Genomic DNA, 15662 nt, shown 5'->3' on the forward strand with positions numbered 1-15662 from the left:
TTATCAACGCTTATTTTATCTTCTAAACTACACACTTGTAGCTGATGGCGGGAAATTCCTTGGATATGTTGCATTTTTAAAAATACGATTTTTCTGTCTATAAAAGAAATAAAATACTATATTTGTTGGATAGATTGTGGCGTTTTTTCACAGTCTGACGTTAGCACAAATGTAAACCAACCAAAAACCAATAAAATGAAAAACAAAATTACACTTCTACTATTTTTAATTTCAAATATTGTTTTAAGTCAGACATCTGGAATTAAAATCACAAACTCAACACCTGAAATTGATGCAGGTTCAACACAAACACAGATAAGTTTGAATGGAACTACTGAAAATGTTTTTAAAACACCTGAAATTATAAGGTTCAATTATAATAAAACGGATATAGAAACATTGACGACTGAATTATCAACAATTAAAAATGATTTGTATAATAATTCTGTCGACCCAAATCCCGCAAATAGATATGATGAGCCAACTATCAGCTCGAAAATGGCGAGAATGAAAGTTATCCAATCAAACCTAAATGAATTGAATAAAAAACAGGATTCGTTATATCATATTTATACCAAAGACTATTTACAATATGACAGAGTAAATATTTTATCTTTTGGAGCCAAAAGGTCGAGAGCATTATTCGATTTTATTTATGGAAATTCAGGAAAGCGATTTCAAGTACTCAATAACACAGGTTTTACTTTTGGAGATAACACAGGTTCATTATATTCAGAATTAGTTAGTGGTAATTTAGGAATATTCAGAGTTAGTTTAGGTTCTATGATTTCAAGTAGTTCTTCAGAAGATAATGAAACGGCAAAGGAAGAAGAGGCTTTTCAAAGATTGGCAACTTATGGAGGTAATACAGTTTTAACGTTTGAATATCCTTTAGCTTATGTTCACTCAAGAAATAATCAGTATAATTTAATTTCTAGATTTATTGCAAAAGGGTCAGCAGATTTTCCGGAATTTGGTACTACAACTGATGATTTTGCAGGAAGTGCTTCTTTCGGACTTGACATATACGCAGATGCTTCATTGAGTAATAATGCTTTAAGGTTTTTTATGAATTTCAATATAAATGGAATTTATGGAACAGACACTTATCAAGAGAATTTAGGAATTGATAATTCCAGTTTTTCTTTTGGACAATTAACGTTAGGACTTATTGTGGCTGAAAACATAAAACTATCATTTGTATTAAGTTCATTCAGTTCAGAAGATAGTTTAGACAATAGAAACGTGATTTTAGGAGGACAAATTTTACATTAAAAACACTTGTGCTAACAATGGCTATAAGTAATTGCTTGTTTTAGCCTACTTCTGAAAATCCTCGCGGATTTTCGGCTTGGTGTGTACTTGCAAGGTTAAGTGCTAACCCACGCAACTACTCATAGCCGAGACTGTTAGTGATAATTTTAAAAGATAAGCGGTTTAAACAAGAACAATAAATGGACAGCATCTTTCTGACAATAATTTTAATTTTAGTAGTTCTGATTCCTTCGGCCTTTTGTATTTGGTTAATGTATATTTTATATTCAATCCCAGCCAAAAGCGGACAAAAGAAACTTGGAATATTTCTTTCTTCAATAGTTGGATTATTTTTTATTTATATAACTGTAAATATGATATTTGAAGATGAATTATTTTCAAAAAAAGATTCCGAAAATTTATTAGCTGAACAAAATATTGTTTTAAATAATGATTTTGAACTGCTGGAAAATAAGTCAATGTCTGCAATCGGCGATTACTATCATACATTTACTTTAAAAATTACTGCAGAAGATAAAACAAGGATAATTAACGAAATTAAGAACTCTGAAAACTTCAATCTTGATCCTAAAAGCGAGAACTATTTTGACAATCGAGAAGATTATTACAATGGCCCTAAAAGAATTAAAAATTATGAAACTGAAAAGCAATTCGTAAGAGAACTTTTTGAACCGCAAGGAAAAGGATATGCGCCAACTTGGAGGAAAATAAAAGTTGATAAAAACGAAAACATCCTAGAATTTGTAGATACTAACGAATAAAAAACTATCACTAACACACGCTACAACGGATTTGGGCAATTGGCTAATGGAAAGTTGGTTTTTATTTGACAGTTTAATGATGTAACTACATCAACTGCTATTGAAAAAAAGTTGCTTTTATACAAGCTTACAATTACACCTGAGGCTTAGTGTGATTTTCAATTTCGATGAATTCCATTTTTTATTGCTATTTTCGTTCGCTGAAAACCTCTTTTTCAAAACAGATAATTAAAGACTCTATAGAAAAAAAAAAATCATGAATAGTACTCAGTCAAAATTCACGAGAGAAACAGACAGCGAAAACATATGGTTATCACAAAATAACCAACAGGAATTCAACTTTACAGATTATGGTGTAAAGCCTACTGTACTAGGTACTGAAGCCGAGGTAGGTCAGGCGATGTTAGAAGAACTTTATAAAACTGCACAATCTAAGGAAGGTGATATTAATATTGCACTGCTGGGTGGTCGTGGCGCTCAGGAACTACACCGCTTACTGGGAGAATTAGCTAAAACATCCCAGGCAGATGATTTGCTGGGCAGGCTAAATGTATTTACTCAGGATGCGCTGGCTCCTTTGGGAATGGCGAATAGTTTTAGTTTTGTCAGGGATTTTGAACGTATTTTAGGAGAAGCCTTTTTTAAAAAAATTAAAAGTTTTACTCCGATGCAAACAGATACTAAAGATATCGAGTCTGCACTAATTGCCTATCTGAATAAACTGGAAGAGTTGGGCGGTTTGGACATCTTTTTTATTGGTCATGGTCCCGAAGAGAATGAGGCTTCACATCTTGCCTATATCAAACCTTTTTCGGGAGCGCAAAGTCATCATATTGCAGGAATAATTCCTATTTCCAGCAGTATTTTAGAACATCATATTAGTAAGTTTAAGGCCGGAGGAAGTCTTGTGAATGAAAGTGATGAAAAAGAATGCCGGGCTGCTAAATATATACTTACGTTAGGACCGGCTGCAATTTTACAAGCTAAAAAAATTGTTCAGTCGGTGGTCGATGCCGACTCTGCTCCTGCCAAGGTTAAAACCTATGCTAAGGTGCTTCAAACTGCGTTGAGTGCAAATAAAGAGGAAGCAGCACAGCAATTGAATTCCAATCCTGGCTTATGGATACGACTACATCCTAATACAAAATCATTTGTATTGCCCAATTTAGGTTTGTAATAGTCGCAAAAAATTCTTGACGCAAATTACCTTACTTTTGACACGATATACCTTATTTAGATGAGGATTAAGTATTAAGTTTGAACTAACAAAATATTTAAACTATGCCATTTATCAATCCGCACATTAACTTTAACGGTAATACCGAAGAGGCATTTAATTTTTACAAATCAGTATTTGGTGGGGAGTTTACCAGAATAATGAGACTTAAAGATCTTACAAGCTCTGAATTTCCAATAGCTGAAAATGATGCTAATAAGATTATGCATATTGCTTTACCTATAGGTAAAAACGTTCTAATGTTCCGGAAAGTATGGGACCGGTTAATGAAAACGAAAACAGGTCTAAAATAGCTGTCAGCACTGAAAGTCGCGAAGAAGCTGACCAACTGTTTAACGGACTATCGGTCGGAGGAAATATTGAAGTTCCTATTTGTGACAGTCCCTGGGGAGCTTATTTTGGAATGTTCAGAGATAAATTCGGTATTGAATGGATAATAGAGTTTGATTCTAAATAACATACCAATTATTTAAAAATGAATACAGTAGGAACACTAAGGACTTGTGAACGCGGTCATCAGTACTATAAAAGTAGTGATTGTCCTGTTTGTCCCATTTGCGAAAGCAAACGGCAGCCTGAAAGCGATTTTCTTTTAAAACTTTCTGCTCCGGCAAGACGAACATTGGAAAATAATGAAATAAAAAATATGGACGAACTTGCAAAGTATAGTGAAAAAGAAATTCTCAAATTCCATGGATTGGGGCCAGCTTCTATTCCAACATTAAAAGAAGAATTAGCAAAAGCAGGTTTAGCTTTTAAAAATTAGCAGGCTTTATATTTTAGGAAACAAAAAAATTAAACTAAAAGTTCAGTGGAACCAAATATTCCAGATACAAAATTAATTTATAATTCATAAAATAAAATGGCAAAACAAGTATTTATCAATTTAGCGGTTAATGATCTCCAAAAATCAATGGATTTTTATGCAGCATTAGGATTTACTAATAATCCTCAATTTTCAGATGATCAGGGAAAATGTATGGTTTGGAGCGAGAATATTTTTGTGATGATTTTATCTCATGAAAAATTTAAATCTTTTGCAACTAAACCTATTGCAGATACAAAAACAAAATTAGCCGGACTATTCGCTTTAGCAGTAGATAGCGTTGACGAAGTAAACAAAATTGTAGATAACGGGCTTGCAGCTGGTGGCGTGGAACCAACAGAAATGAAAGATTATGGCTTTATGCAACAACGCACTATTGAGGATTTAGACGGACACACTTGGGAAATTTTTTATATGGACATCACTAAATTCCCAACCGAATAAACTAAAATACTAAAATCAACATTTTCAGAATCACATACACGTTTTTTTTTCTATTGCTAAATTCAAAATATGGTTTTATAAAAGATCAAAAACCTAAAGTTTTTTTCAGCAATTTTACCAAAACCTTGATTTTTCATCCGATTTTAAATTCTTTTATTGCTAAAAAAATTATTTTGCATAACTTCGTTTTTAAATAGAAAAGGCTTTGAGTCTTTTTATAAAGCAAAAAAGATGATAAACCCGGAAGAAGAATTAAAACGAACCATTGGTGTATTTGGTTTGTCGGCCAATATTATGAATATTATAATTGGTGCGGGAATTTTTGCGTTACCCGCCATAGTTGCCGCATCTATGGGTGCTGCCAGTATTATTGCTTATATTTTTTGCGGAATTTTAATGGCACTGATTATGCTTTGCTTTGCTGAAGCATCCAGTAAAGTAACTCAGACCGGTGGCGTGTATTCCTATATTGAGACCGCTTTTGGGCCTTATGCGGGATTTCTTGCCGGAATTTTTACAGTAACAGGTACTTTACTTGCTGATGCCGCAGTATCTAATGCTTTAGTGAATGTTTTGGGTTCTGCACATCCGGTTTTTAAAGAAACACTGGTACGATTATTATTTTTGACAGTAGTATTTTTTGGTTTGGCATTTGTCAATGTGATTGGTATAAAACAAGGGATTGGTCTGGTAAAAATGAATACTGTAGCCAAATTGATTCCGCTTTTGTTATTAGTTATTTTTGGCTGGGAAGCAGTTTCTGTAACCAATCTGACCATTGAACGATTTCCGGATATTCAGGAATTAGGAAAGACTTCCCTTATTTTATTCTTTGCGTTTCAGGGTTGTGAATCCGGAATTGTGGTATCCGGCGAGGTAATCAATCCAAAACGCACAATTCCCAAAGCTATTTTTATCAGTATCACTGCTATTGTTATTCTTTATATGCTGATTCAGACAGTAGCTCAGGGAGTTTTAGGCAGTGAGTTGCCACAGTTTACCGCTACTCCGCTTGCTTCTGCAGCAAATGTTATTTTTGGTCCTGTGGGTTTTATAATTCTTACTGTGGGAGCTGCTATTTCAATGTTTGGTTTTTTAAGTGGTGACATCCTCAATAATCCCCGAACACTTTATGCACTGGCCCGTGACAAAGTAATACCAATAAATGCATTGGCAAAAGTTCATCCTTCTTTTGCAACTCCGTACCTGTCCATTATTGTTTATGCTTTTATTGGTTTTTTAATTGCTGTCACAGGTAATTTTGAAAGTCTGGTAGTTATTGCCAGTAGTTCTATTTTAATTGTTTATCTGGGTGTTGTTCTCGCTGTCATTAAATTAAGATACAGTCAGAAATCCGGACCGGATGAATTTACTATTCCCGGAGGACTCACAATCCCTATCCTTTCAATTGCAATTATTCTTTATTTTCTGTCCAATTTAACTCAGAATGAAATCATTGGAACTTTAATTGCTATTGCTGTTTTATCATTAGTTTATGCTTTGATTTACTTTTCTATGACTAAAAAATAATAGTACACCATCAATAGTATGACTGTCCTGCATGGAGTACAGGATAAATAGATACTCCTGATTTTATATCTTCGTTAATTCCAAAGAAGAACAATCTTTAGCTATTTAAAAGATTTAAACAGGCATCCTTTTTGTGGGGAACCTGACTTTATATTAACCTTTATTAAACAAAATGAAAAAAATCTGTTTATTCATTCTTACTTTACTAGCAATTACTCCAAAAGTATTTTCGCAAAAAAACAATACTGATCTTTTTCCTGACGGGACTAAAATTCCGGAATGGTTTTTAGATGCAAAAAAAATAAATCCCGAAGATTTAGGTAAATTTTATTCCATTACCGACTACGGTGTAAAAAATGACAGTACTCTGGTTCAAACTGCAGCAATCCAAAACACTATTGACGAAGCGTATCGCAATGGCGGAGGTGTGATTGTAATTCCCAAAGGAACATTTATGAGTGGTGCATTGTTTTTTAAACCCAATACCCATTTGCATGTGTCTGAAGAAGCTGTTTTAAAAGGGTCTGACAATATTAATGATTATCCAAAAATGCCTTCCCGAATTGAAGGACAAAGCATTGAATATTTTACGGCTCTAGTAAATGCTTACGGGATTAATGGTTTTACCATAACAGGAAAAGGAACTATCGATGGAAACGGATTAAAATTCTGGGAAGCTTTCTGGCAAAGAAGAAAAGAAAATCCGCAATGTACCAATCTTGAAGTTTCAAGACCCCGTTTAGTTTTTATCTGGAAATGTGATAATGTTCAGGTGCAAGACGTAAAATTGCACAATTCCGGATTTTGGACAAGCCATTACTACCAGTGTAATAATGTAAAAATACTTGATTTACATATTTTTTCTCCACACGAACCGGTAAAAGCGCCCAGTACAGATGCTATTGATATCGATGTATGTACTAATATGTTGATTAAAGGCTGTTATATGGCAGTAAATGACGATGCTATTGCACTAAAAGGCGGAAAAGGACCATGGGCTGATAAAGATTTCAGTAACGGAGGAAATGAAAATATTATTATTGAAAACTGTGAATTTGGATTTTGTCATGCCGCTTTAACCAGTGGTAGTGAAGCCATTCACAACAAAAATATCCTGATGCGTAATTGTACGGTTAATGATGCAAAAAGACTTTTATGGTTAAAAATGCGTCCCGATACTCCGCAAAATTATGAATATATTACGGTAGAAAATATTAAAGGACATGCCTATAGTATGATTTATGTAAAACCATGGACTCAGTTTTTTGATTTAAAAGGCAGAAAAGAGGTACCCATATCTTATTGCGATAACATTACTTTAAGAAATATTGATTTAAAATGTGATGTTTTCTACGATATGAAAATTACAGATCATGATAAATTAACCAACTTTACCTTTGAAAACTTAAAAGTAGACGCTAAAAATGATGCTATTGATAAAAGTATCATTAAAGGCTTGACACTTAAAAATGTAATAGTTAATAATAAAACCATCAAGTAATTACTGTAGCTGTAATTATTTTAAACCACAAAAGGGTATAATTTTAATCATTATACCCTTTTACATTTTTACACATGAATTTATGAAAATAAGCGCCACTTTTTTATTGCTTTTCTTACTATCTGCAACATGTTTAAAAGCGCAGAATACACCTGCTCCAATCAAGCTAGCAGATGTGATTCTGACAGCAAATCACGCCGACTGGAATTATAAACTAAATGAAGATGCAACGATAAAAATCAGCATTTTAAGATATGGTTCACCGATTGAAAATGTTGAAATTGAATACCAATACGGTCCGGAACAATTTACTCCGGAAAAAAAAGGAATTCTAAAATTGCAAAATGGTGTTGGTGAAATCAATATTGGAACAATGAATGTTCCCGGCTTCCGTCAATTAAAAGTACAAACAAACATTGATGGTTATGTCTATAAAAACGAAATCAAAGCTGCTTATGCTCCATTTGATATAAAACCTACCGTAAATCTCCCAAAAGATTTTGAAGCATTTTGGGATAAAGCCAAAGTGGCAAACGATAAAATTCCAATGGATGCAACAGTCATACACAAACCAGAATTATCAACTGCTACTGTAAACGTGTATTTGGTTCGCTTACAAAATTATAAACCGGGACATTATTTGTATGGATATCTGAGTAAACCTAAGGACAATAAAAAACATGCAGTTTTATTTAATCCTCCCGGTGCAGGAGTAAAAAAGATAGTTCCCATTACGTCGTTTGCTGATCAGGGTTTTATCAGTTTTACAACCGAAATCCATGGTATTTCTCCGGAAACGGATGAAAAAAATTTTCAGGAGCAAAGAGAAAAACTTAAAGATTATTGGGCAATTAATCTCGAAGATAAAAATAATTACTACTATAAAAGTGTGTATTTAGGTTGTGTCCGCGCTATCGATTTTCTGACAAGTCTTCCTGAATTTGACGGAAAAAATATAGTAGTAACCGGCGGAAGTCAGGGTGGTGCATTAGCAATTGTAACTGCCGGAATTGATCAAAGAGTAACCTCTATTGCTGCTTTTTATCCTGCACTTTGTGACAATAGCGGTTATTTACACCATCGCGCAGGTGGCTGGCCTTCAATATTTAGCGATAAGTACCAAAACAACAGTTCTGAAAAAATCAAAACAATGGAATATTATGATGTTGTCAATTTTGCTAAAAAAATCAAAATTCCGGGTTTCTATTCAACTGGTTATAATGACAATACCTGCCCTCCTACTTCAACACTTTCAGCTTTCAATTCAGTAAGTGCTCCTAAAGAAATTGTGATTACTCCTATTTCTGCACATTGGCGTTTTGGTGAAACCAATGACAAATCCATAAAATGGTTAAAGGATAAATGCGGTATAGAATAGTTAATGTGTATTTCTATATTTCATAAAAAATTGTTTACTACTTTTGCAGTTCCTAATACATAAGACTATGTCCACAGCAAAAAAAGACTATAAAAAAATTACAACAAAGTCATTAATTGATATGAAAGCTCAAGGAGAAAAAATCTCCATGTTGACAGCTTATGATTATACCATGGCAAAAATTGTTGATTCTGCGGGAATCGACGTAATATTAGTTGGAGATTCGGCTTCTAATGTCATGGCCGGACACGAAACGACATTACCAATTACCTTAGACCAAATGATTTATCACGCTTCATCAGTAGTGAGAGGAGCTGACAGAGCCCTGGTTGTGGTTGATTTGCCTTTCGGAAGTTATCAGTCAGACCCAAAAGAAGCCTTGCGTTCTGCTATCAGAATCATGAAAGAAAGTGGCGGTCATGCAGTAAAATTAGAAGGGGGAAAAGAAATAAAAGAATCCATCAAAAAAATATTGAATGCCGGAATTCCTGTTATGGGACATTTGGGATTGACCCCGCAATCTATATATAAATTTGGAACTTATACCGTAAGAGCTAAAGAGGAAGAAGAAGCTTTGAAACTTATTGAAGACGCTAAATTATTAGAAAAAATAGGTTGTTTTTCTTTGGTTTTAGAAAAAATTCCTGCCAAATTAGCCCAGCAAATTGCCGAAAGTATCTCTATTCCTGTAATTGGTATCGGAGCCGGTTCCGGTGTTGACGGACAAGTACTGGTTATTCACGATATGTTAGGGATGAACAATGAATTCAGTCCCCGGTTTTTACGCCGTTATATGAATCTTTATGAAGGAATGACTTCCGCTATCAGCCAGTATGTTGATGATGTAAAATCTAAAGATTTTCCAAACGAAAAAGAGCAATATTAATATATTTTTCTAATTAGTAAATAATCAGTATTTCAAAATAAATACCCGAAAGAGAAATTATTTCGGGTATTTTCTTTTTATCAGAATAGTTTCGTAAAACCGTTATTTTTGCATTTAAACTAAAACCTATTAATGAAAGTACTTTCAAATAAAAACAACCTTCAGGTATTGCATGAAGACAATCATATTATTGTAATAAACAAGCGTGTTGGCGATATTGTTCAGGGAGATAAAACAGGTGATAAACCGCTGAGCGAAGTGGTTAAGGAATACATCAAACAAAAATACAATAAACCAGGCGAAGTTTTTCTGGGAGTAGTTCACCGCTTAGACCGGCCTACTACAGGAATAGTTGTTTTTGCCAGAACCAGCAAAGCCCTTACACGACTAAATGACTTATTTAAAAACAGAGAAACTCAAAAAACCTACTGGGCAGTTGTAAAAAACAAACCTTCGGAAAAAGCAGCTAAACTGGTGCATTATATTAAAAGAAACGAGAAAAAAAATACTTCCAAAGCGTACTTAAAAGAAGTTCCCGACAGCAAAATGGCGAGTCTGGATTATCAGATAATCAGAGAACTCAACAATTATTTTGCACTTGAAATTAACTTACATACCGGCCGTCATCATCAAATCAGAGCGCAGCTTTCCGCTATTGGCAGTCCTATAAAAGGGGATTTAAAATACGGGTTTGATCGCAGTAATCCTGATGGCGGAATCCATCTGCATGCCCGAAAATTAGTTTTTATACATCCGGTTTCTAAAGAAACGCTGAACATTCTTGCTCCGGTTCCTGACGATGTAATCTGGAACGCAGTATAGTCTGCTTTTTACAGTATAACAATTAAAAGATCTTAGATTTACTTTATAATATCCTACTATGAAATCAAACAGAGAATACATTGAGAACTTACAAAAAAATGGTTACCCTTTAACTTTTGAAACTGTTTTTAATCTTGCTTTTGAAAATTATAAAAAAATTGTCATTTATGCTGGTTCCCTGTTTTTGGTTGGTACTGCATTATTTACAATCCTGGCAATCATCATCCTTCACTACACTTATGGTTTAGCAAATTTTCAGGAATTAATACAAAAGCCTGAAAATTTAGATCCTAAAAACTTCTCCGATGAATTTATAACAGCTTATATCATTAGTATGACTTTGTTAGGCTGTATGATGCATCCCCTTTTTGCAGGTTTTATCAAAATGGCACATTGTGCACAAAAAGATGAAGAATTCCACGTTTCAACTATTTTCGGATATTACAAATGGAATTATTTTAAAGAATTGTTTTTAGTCACACTTATCATCTCAATCAGCAACACCGGAATTTCATTTATCATGGAAGCAGCGGGAATTCCGGCATTAGGAATGTTAGCTTCAGTTAGTATATCTGTACTTACTGTATTAACGGTTCCGCTCATTATATTTAGTGATTATAGTGCAATTGAATCAATCAGAACCAGTATTAATCTCACATTAAAACAACCTTTACTTCTTTTGGGGCTTTTAATTATGGCCTACTTATTCTGTATTACCGGATTTTTCATATTTTTCATTGGATTATTTTTTACCCTTCCCTTTTTATATTCGATGTATTATGCAATTTATAGTTCAATTATAGGGTTTAATCGCTAATTATCCATATTATTTTCACTAAAAGGATTACTTTTTATTTTTAATATTGTTAATTTTAGCAAAAAATAATATCATAGTTTTGTTAAAATCACACATTTTTTAATTATAGAAAATATGACCCCATTTGATAGCTCTATATTAACAGTCTTAATCGAAAATAGTAGCTTTGGTGGTACCCAAAATTCTTTAGCTATAAAAATGTTTGACATTATAGACCAGTTACCCATTGATAAAAATCTTTATCGCACAGTGGTTCCGTTTGTCTTTTTCATCATTTTTTTACTAATCTATAAATTTCACCGGATTAAGTATGCTTTGGGAAATAAGTTCATGAAGAACTTTACTCCTCAAAATTCTGAAAATAAAGAATTTCAGCTTCATTTTCTTTTTCTGGGAATCATTGTTTTAATTTTAGAATTAACTTTCGAATTTTTTAAAATAAGACCTAAAAGTATGTTAGTTACTAACCTGACTATCTCTTTTATCTTAATAGGAATTGCTTATTTAAGCTCAAAATCTGACTTTATTTTCAAAAACATAAAAAAGATATTCAGAGTTATATTTTTACTGGCTTTCTTTAATGTATGTAAAAATTTAGTGTATTTATCCCATGATAATATTCCTTTTTTAAGTTTTTTACTTTTCATCTATTTCTCTTATAATATTATAAAACCATTGAAACTTTACGGGTTATTTATCCTGTTTTCTTTAGGCTTTCTAATTACAATTTCTTTATTAAAATTAGCACCGTTAAACAACATAACGGTAGTTTTCAATTACACCTTAATTGTTATTTTTATCAACTTCATCCGTCATATTTCTATTCAGGATATCAATAATAAGTTTCAATTCAATAATCAGATTATTCATAAAGGAAACTCGTTGATAATGGCAAAAAACAAGGAAAACAAAATTGTTTTCTGTAGTGAAAATGTCGAAGAGATTTTAGGTTATAAAATGGAAGAAATTCTGGGTTATGGTTATTATGATCTGACCGAAAACCCCGAAAAAACCTCAAAAGAATCCTTTGAAAGTCAGATTAATGACAAAATTTTTGTTAGAAAAATAAAAGATAAAAATGGTGATTTTAAATTTATCCAATGGAAAAACAAACAGTTTTCAGACGATTTAATTATTGGAATCGGACAGGATATTACTAATGAAATTCATATTCAGAATCAGTATAAAAACTTAATTCAGAATGCTCAGGATTTTATCTATGAAATTGATTTAGACGGAAATATTATTTTTGCAAACGATTATACTTTAAAAACCCTGGAATATGATGAAAAAGAAATTTTAAATCATCATTATTCTCATTTTATCCGTAAAGATTTTATAAAAAAGCTAAGTGTATATTATAATAACGGAACAGAAAATGTTTCTGAATTTCCAATACATGAAATTCCGTTTCTGAAAAAAAACGGAGAAATTGTCTGGGTAGCACAAAAAGTAATGATCAGCCGTAACGATGCAGCTAAAATAAAAGGTTATTCTAGTATTGGCAGGGATATTACTTTCTTTAAAAATATTGAAGTTGAAAAACAAAGAAGAGAAGAAAAAAACAAAAAATACAATGAAAATCTAAAACAATTTACTGCTAAAAGTTATTCCATTCATGAAACCCTGGAAACAAAACTGAGGCTTATACTGGAAAACACCACTAAAACTATTAGAGCTAACAGGGTAAGTTACTGGCAGTATCAGGAAGATAAAATTACTTGTCTTCAATTGTATAATTTAAAAACTAATGAATTTTCAGAAGGTTATGTTTTAAGCAAAGATTCCTACCCTGCATATTTTAAATCTATTGAAAGTAAGATGCCTTTAGTCGCATCTGATGTTAAAAATAACCCTTTAACAAAAGAGTTGCAGACTGATTATCTGGAAAAATACAATATTTATTCGATGATAGATACACCTGTTTTTATGAATGGGGATCTGATTGGGATATTGTGTATTGAAACCACCGAAAGCATTAAACAGTGGGATAATGAAGATATTAATTTTGCCCGATCAATTGCTGATAGTATTACCATAGCTTTTGAATCAAAAAGAAGACTCGAAGTCGAGCAAAAACTGACTTATAAAAGTGAGTTGCTTTCGGCAATGAACTTATGTACAGAACGTTTTTTGAATGTAAAAAGCATTGATGCGATTTTTACGGAACTGTTAGTTATTATTGGAAAATCAACCAAAGCATATCGCAGTTTTTTCTATCTGAACAATCCGGTAAATCAAACTGTCAGCCAAAAATACCATTGGACTGCTCCTAATGAAAGTTTATCTGAATTAAATCCAGCCTATCAAGATTTACCTTATTCGTTTTTTGGGAATTTCAATCCCGAAACTATCGAAAACAAAGCTTATTTAAGTGTTGTTTCGAAAATAGAAGATACGTCGTTAAAAGAAAAACTGCAAGCTTTGAAAGCCGTTTCATTAATACTTTTTCCGGTGTTTGTAAAAAACAAATTTTATGGTTTTCTGGGATTAAATGATTTAAATGAAGACCGTAAATGGGCTGATGATGAAATCCAGATTTTACAGACTCTGGCAATGAATATCGGATCTTCTGTCGAGCGAATAGAAAACGAAATAGCGATTAATGAAAGTGAAGAAAAGTTTCGTTTATTAGCCAATAACATTCCGGGAACAGTTTATTTATCTGAAAATGATGAGGATTTCACTAAAATTTATTTGAATGATGAGATTGAAAAACTAACGGGATATCCAAAAGAAGATTTTCTAAAGAAAAGAATCCGGTTTAAAGATTTAATTCATCCCGAAGATCTCGAAAGAACACTGTTAAAATCCAGCTCAAAATTATCCAAACTGGAAGCTTTTCATATTACATATCGCATCATCAACAAGGAAGGAAATATTGTCTGGATTGATGAATTTATAGATACTGTGGTAAAAAACGGTGAAATCAAATACATTGAAGGAATTATGCTGGATATCAGTAAGCGTAAAGATGCTGAAAAAGCTATTAAAGCAAAAGAATATGCTGAAACAGCAAATAAAGCAAAATCAGAATTCTTAGCTAATATGAGCCATGAAATCCGAACGCCTCTCAATGGAATTATTGGGTTTACTGATTTATTGATGAAAACAAAACTGGATGATATACAGGAAAAACATATGATTACAGTCAATCAGTCGGCACATACTTTACTCGAAATTGTAAATGACATTCTGGATTTTTCAAAGATTGAAGCCGGAAAGTTAGAATTACATATTGAAAAACAGCCTATAAAAGAACTGATGGAACAGGTTATTGATCTGATTCAATTTGAAGCCAATCAAAAAAAATTACAATTAGATTTAAATATTGACAAACAGGTTCCTGCTTATTTATGGATTGATATTGTCAGAATCAAACAGATTCTAATTAATTTATTATCTAATGCCGTTAAATTTACCGAAAAAGGAAGCGTAAAATTAAATATTGAGGTAAAAGAAATACAGAGCGATACGGAAACTAAAATTCGTTTTTCTGTAATAGATACCGGAATTGGAATCCTGGAACAAAATCAGAAAAAAATATTCAAAGCTTTTTCACAGGAAGACAGTTCGACAACTAAAAAATTTGGTGGAACAGGTTTAGGATTAACGATTTCGAACAAATTATTAAACTTAATGGACAGCCGTTTAAAATTAAAAAGTGAACCCGGAAAAGGAAGCTGTTTTTATTTTGATATCAATCTTAAAACAAGTGATCAACTGCTGACAAACATTGTGATTACCAAACCATCCTTAAATACTGAAACAATTCAATTATTTGAAAGTAATCCTGATTTGGAAAAGCTTAAAATTTTACTTGTTGAAGACAATAAAATAAATATGTTGTTATTAAAAACAATAATAAAAAACACACTTCCTAAAGCTACAATTTTCGAAGCTTCCAACGGACTTGAAGCCGTAAGCCAGTTTGAAAGTATAGTTCCAAATATTATTTTTATGGATATTCAAATGCCGGTAATGAATGGTTATGAAGCAACAGAAGCCATCCGGAAATTACCATTAGGAAAAAACACTCCTATTATAGCCATTACCGCCGGAACAGAAAAAGAGGAAAAAAACAAATGCTTGGAAATGGAAATGAATGATTATATTTCTAAACCCATAATTAAAGGAATTATTGAAAAAACATTAACAAAATGGATTGTTACAAACTAAATATAA

At 32.5% G+C, this 15662-nt stretch carries 13 protein-coding genes; all 13 read left to right on the plus strand.

Going from position 1 to position 15662, the window contains the following annotated elements; translation table 11 throughout:
* Positions 1-195: 195 nt before the first annotated feature.
* Complete coding sequence (locus ACSV4D_RS16820) at positions 196-1275, plus strand: hypothetical protein (RefSeq protein ID WP_439229179.1); 1080 nt, start codon at positions 196-198, stop codon at positions 1273-1275.
* Positions 1276-1454: 179 nt separating this feature from the next.
* A complete protein-coding gene (locus ACSV4D_RS16825; RefSeq protein WP_439229180.1) occupies positions 1455-2036 on the plus strand; it encodes a hypothetical protein in 582 nt (193 codons plus the stop codon).
* A gap of 256 nt (positions 2037-2292) precedes the next feature.
* Complete coding sequence (locus tag ACSV4D_RS16830; protein WP_439229182.1) at positions 2293-3213, plus strand: 6-phosphogluconolactonase; 921 nt, start codon at positions 2293-2295, stop codon at positions 3211-3213.
* Positions 3214-3526: 313 nt separating this feature from the next.
* Positions 3527-3730 carry a VOC family protein gene (locus ACSV4D_RS16835; RefSeq protein ID WP_439229183.1) on the plus strand — a complete coding sequence of 68 codons (204 nt, stop codon included), beginning with the start codon at positions 3527-3529 and terminating at the stop codon, positions 3728-3730.
* An 18-nt stretch (positions 3731-3748) separates the two neighbouring features.
* Positions 3749-4039 (plus strand): RNA polymerase alpha subunit C-terminal domain-containing protein, encoded by a 291-nt coding sequence (locus ACSV4D_RS16840; protein ID WP_439229184.1) that lies wholly within the window; start codon positions 3749-3751, stop codon positions 4037-4039.
* A 96-nt stretch (positions 4040-4135) separates the two neighbouring features.
* Positions 4136-4543, plus strand: a complete 408-nt coding sequence (locus tag ACSV4D_RS16845; protein WP_408079536.1) for a VOC family protein — start codon at positions 4136-4138, stop codon at positions 4541-4543.
* A gap of 231 nt (positions 4544-4774) precedes the next feature.
* Entirely contained in the window at positions 4775-6073 is a 1299-nt protein-coding gene (locus ACSV4D_RS16850; protein WP_439229185.1) for an APC family permease, read from the plus strand.
* Between the two features lie 172 nt (positions 6074-6245).
* Positions 6246-7574, plus strand: coding sequence for a rhamnogalacturonidase (locus ACSV4D_RS16855; RefSeq protein ID WP_439229186.1), 1329 nt, complete (start codon positions 6246-6248; stop codon positions 7572-7574).
* 82 nt (positions 7575-7656) lie between these two features.
* Positions 7657-8952, plus strand: coding sequence for an acetylxylan esterase (locus tag ACSV4D_RS16860; protein WP_439229187.1), 1296 nt, complete (start codon positions 7657-7659; stop codon positions 8950-8952).
* Between the two features lie 67 nt (positions 8953-9019).
* Entirely contained in the window at positions 9020-9838 is an 819-nt protein-coding gene (panB, locus tag ACSV4D_RS16865) for a 3-methyl-2-oxobutanoate hydroxymethyltransferase (RefSeq protein ID WP_408079544.1), read from the plus strand.
* Between the two features lie 132 nt (positions 9839-9970).
* Positions 9971-10660 carry an RluA family pseudouridine synthase gene (locus ACSV4D_RS16870; protein WP_439229188.1) on the plus strand — a complete coding sequence of 230 codons (690 nt, stop codon included), beginning with the start codon at positions 9971-9973 and terminating at the stop codon, positions 10658-10660.
* 58 nt (positions 10661-10718) lie between these two features.
* Positions 10719-11477 carry a hypothetical protein gene (locus ACSV4D_RS16875; RefSeq protein WP_439229189.1) on the plus strand — a complete coding sequence of 253 codons (759 nt, stop codon included), beginning with the start codon at positions 10719-10721 and terminating at the stop codon, positions 11475-11477.
* Between the two features lie 198 nt (positions 11478-11675).
* Positions 11676-15656: a PAS domain S-box protein gene (locus tag ACSV4D_RS16880; RefSeq protein WP_439229190.1), complete on the plus strand. Its 3981-nt coding sequence runs from the start codon at positions 11676-11678 to the stop codon at positions 15654-15656.
* Positions 15657-15662 lie beyond the last annotated feature (6 nt).

The organism is Flavobacterium sp. ARAG 55.4 (assembly GCF_051846875.1).
Lineage (GTDB): Bacteria > Bacteroidota > Bacteroidia > Flavobacteriales > Flavobacteriaceae > Flavobacterium > Flavobacterium plantiphilum.

Bases quoted from the DNA above. Each gene is read 5' to 3' on its own strand.
- ACSV4D_RS16855 (WP_439229186.1), top strand. From the start codon at position 6,246: ATGAAAAAAATCTGTTTATTCATTCTTACTTTACTAGCAATTACTCCA.
- ACSV4D_RS16850 (WP_439229185.1), top strand. From the start codon at position 4,775: ATGATAAACCCGGAAGAAGAATTAAAACGAACCATTGGTGTATTTGGT.
- panB (WP_408079544.1), top strand. From the start codon at position 9,020: ATGTCCACAGCAAAAAAAGACTATAAAAAAATTACAACAAAGTCATTA.
- ACSV4D_RS16840 (WP_439229184.1), top strand. From the start codon at position 3,749: ATGAATACAGTAGGAACACTAAGGACTTGTGAACGCGGTCATCAGTAC.
- ACSV4D_RS16830 (WP_439229182.1), top strand. From the start codon at position 2,293: ATGAATAGTACTCAGTCAAAATTCACGAGAGAAACAGACAGCGAAAAC.
- ACSV4D_RS16880 (WP_439229190.1), top strand. From the start codon at position 11,676: ATGTTTGACATTATAGACCAGTTACCCATTGATAAAAATCTTTATCGC.
- ACSV4D_RS16835 (WP_439229183.1), top strand. From the start codon at position 3,527: ATGGGACCGGTTAATGAAAACGAAAACAGGTCTAAAATAGCTGTCAGC.
- ACSV4D_RS16825 (WP_439229180.1), top strand. From the start codon at position 1,455: ATGGACAGCATCTTTCTGACAATAATTTTAATTTTAGTAGTTCTGATT.
- ACSV4D_RS16875 (WP_439229189.1), top strand. From the start codon at position 10,719: ATGAAATCAAACAGAGAATACATTGAGAACTTACAAAAAAATGGTTAC.
- ACSV4D_RS16860 (WP_439229187.1), top strand. From the start codon at position 7,657: ATGAAAATAAGCGCCACTTTTTTATTGCTTTTCTTACTATCTGCAACA.
- ACSV4D_RS16845 (WP_408079536.1), top strand. From the start codon at position 4,136: ATGGCAAAACAAGTATTTATCAATTTAGCGGTTAATGATCTCCAAAAA.
- ACSV4D_RS16820 (WP_439229179.1), top strand. From the start codon at position 196: ATGAAAAACAAAATTACACTTCTACTATTTTTAATTTCAAATATTGTT.
- ACSV4D_RS16870 (WP_439229188.1), top strand. From the start codon at position 9,971: ATGAAAGTACTTTCAAATAAAAACAACCTTCAGGTATTGCATGAAGAC.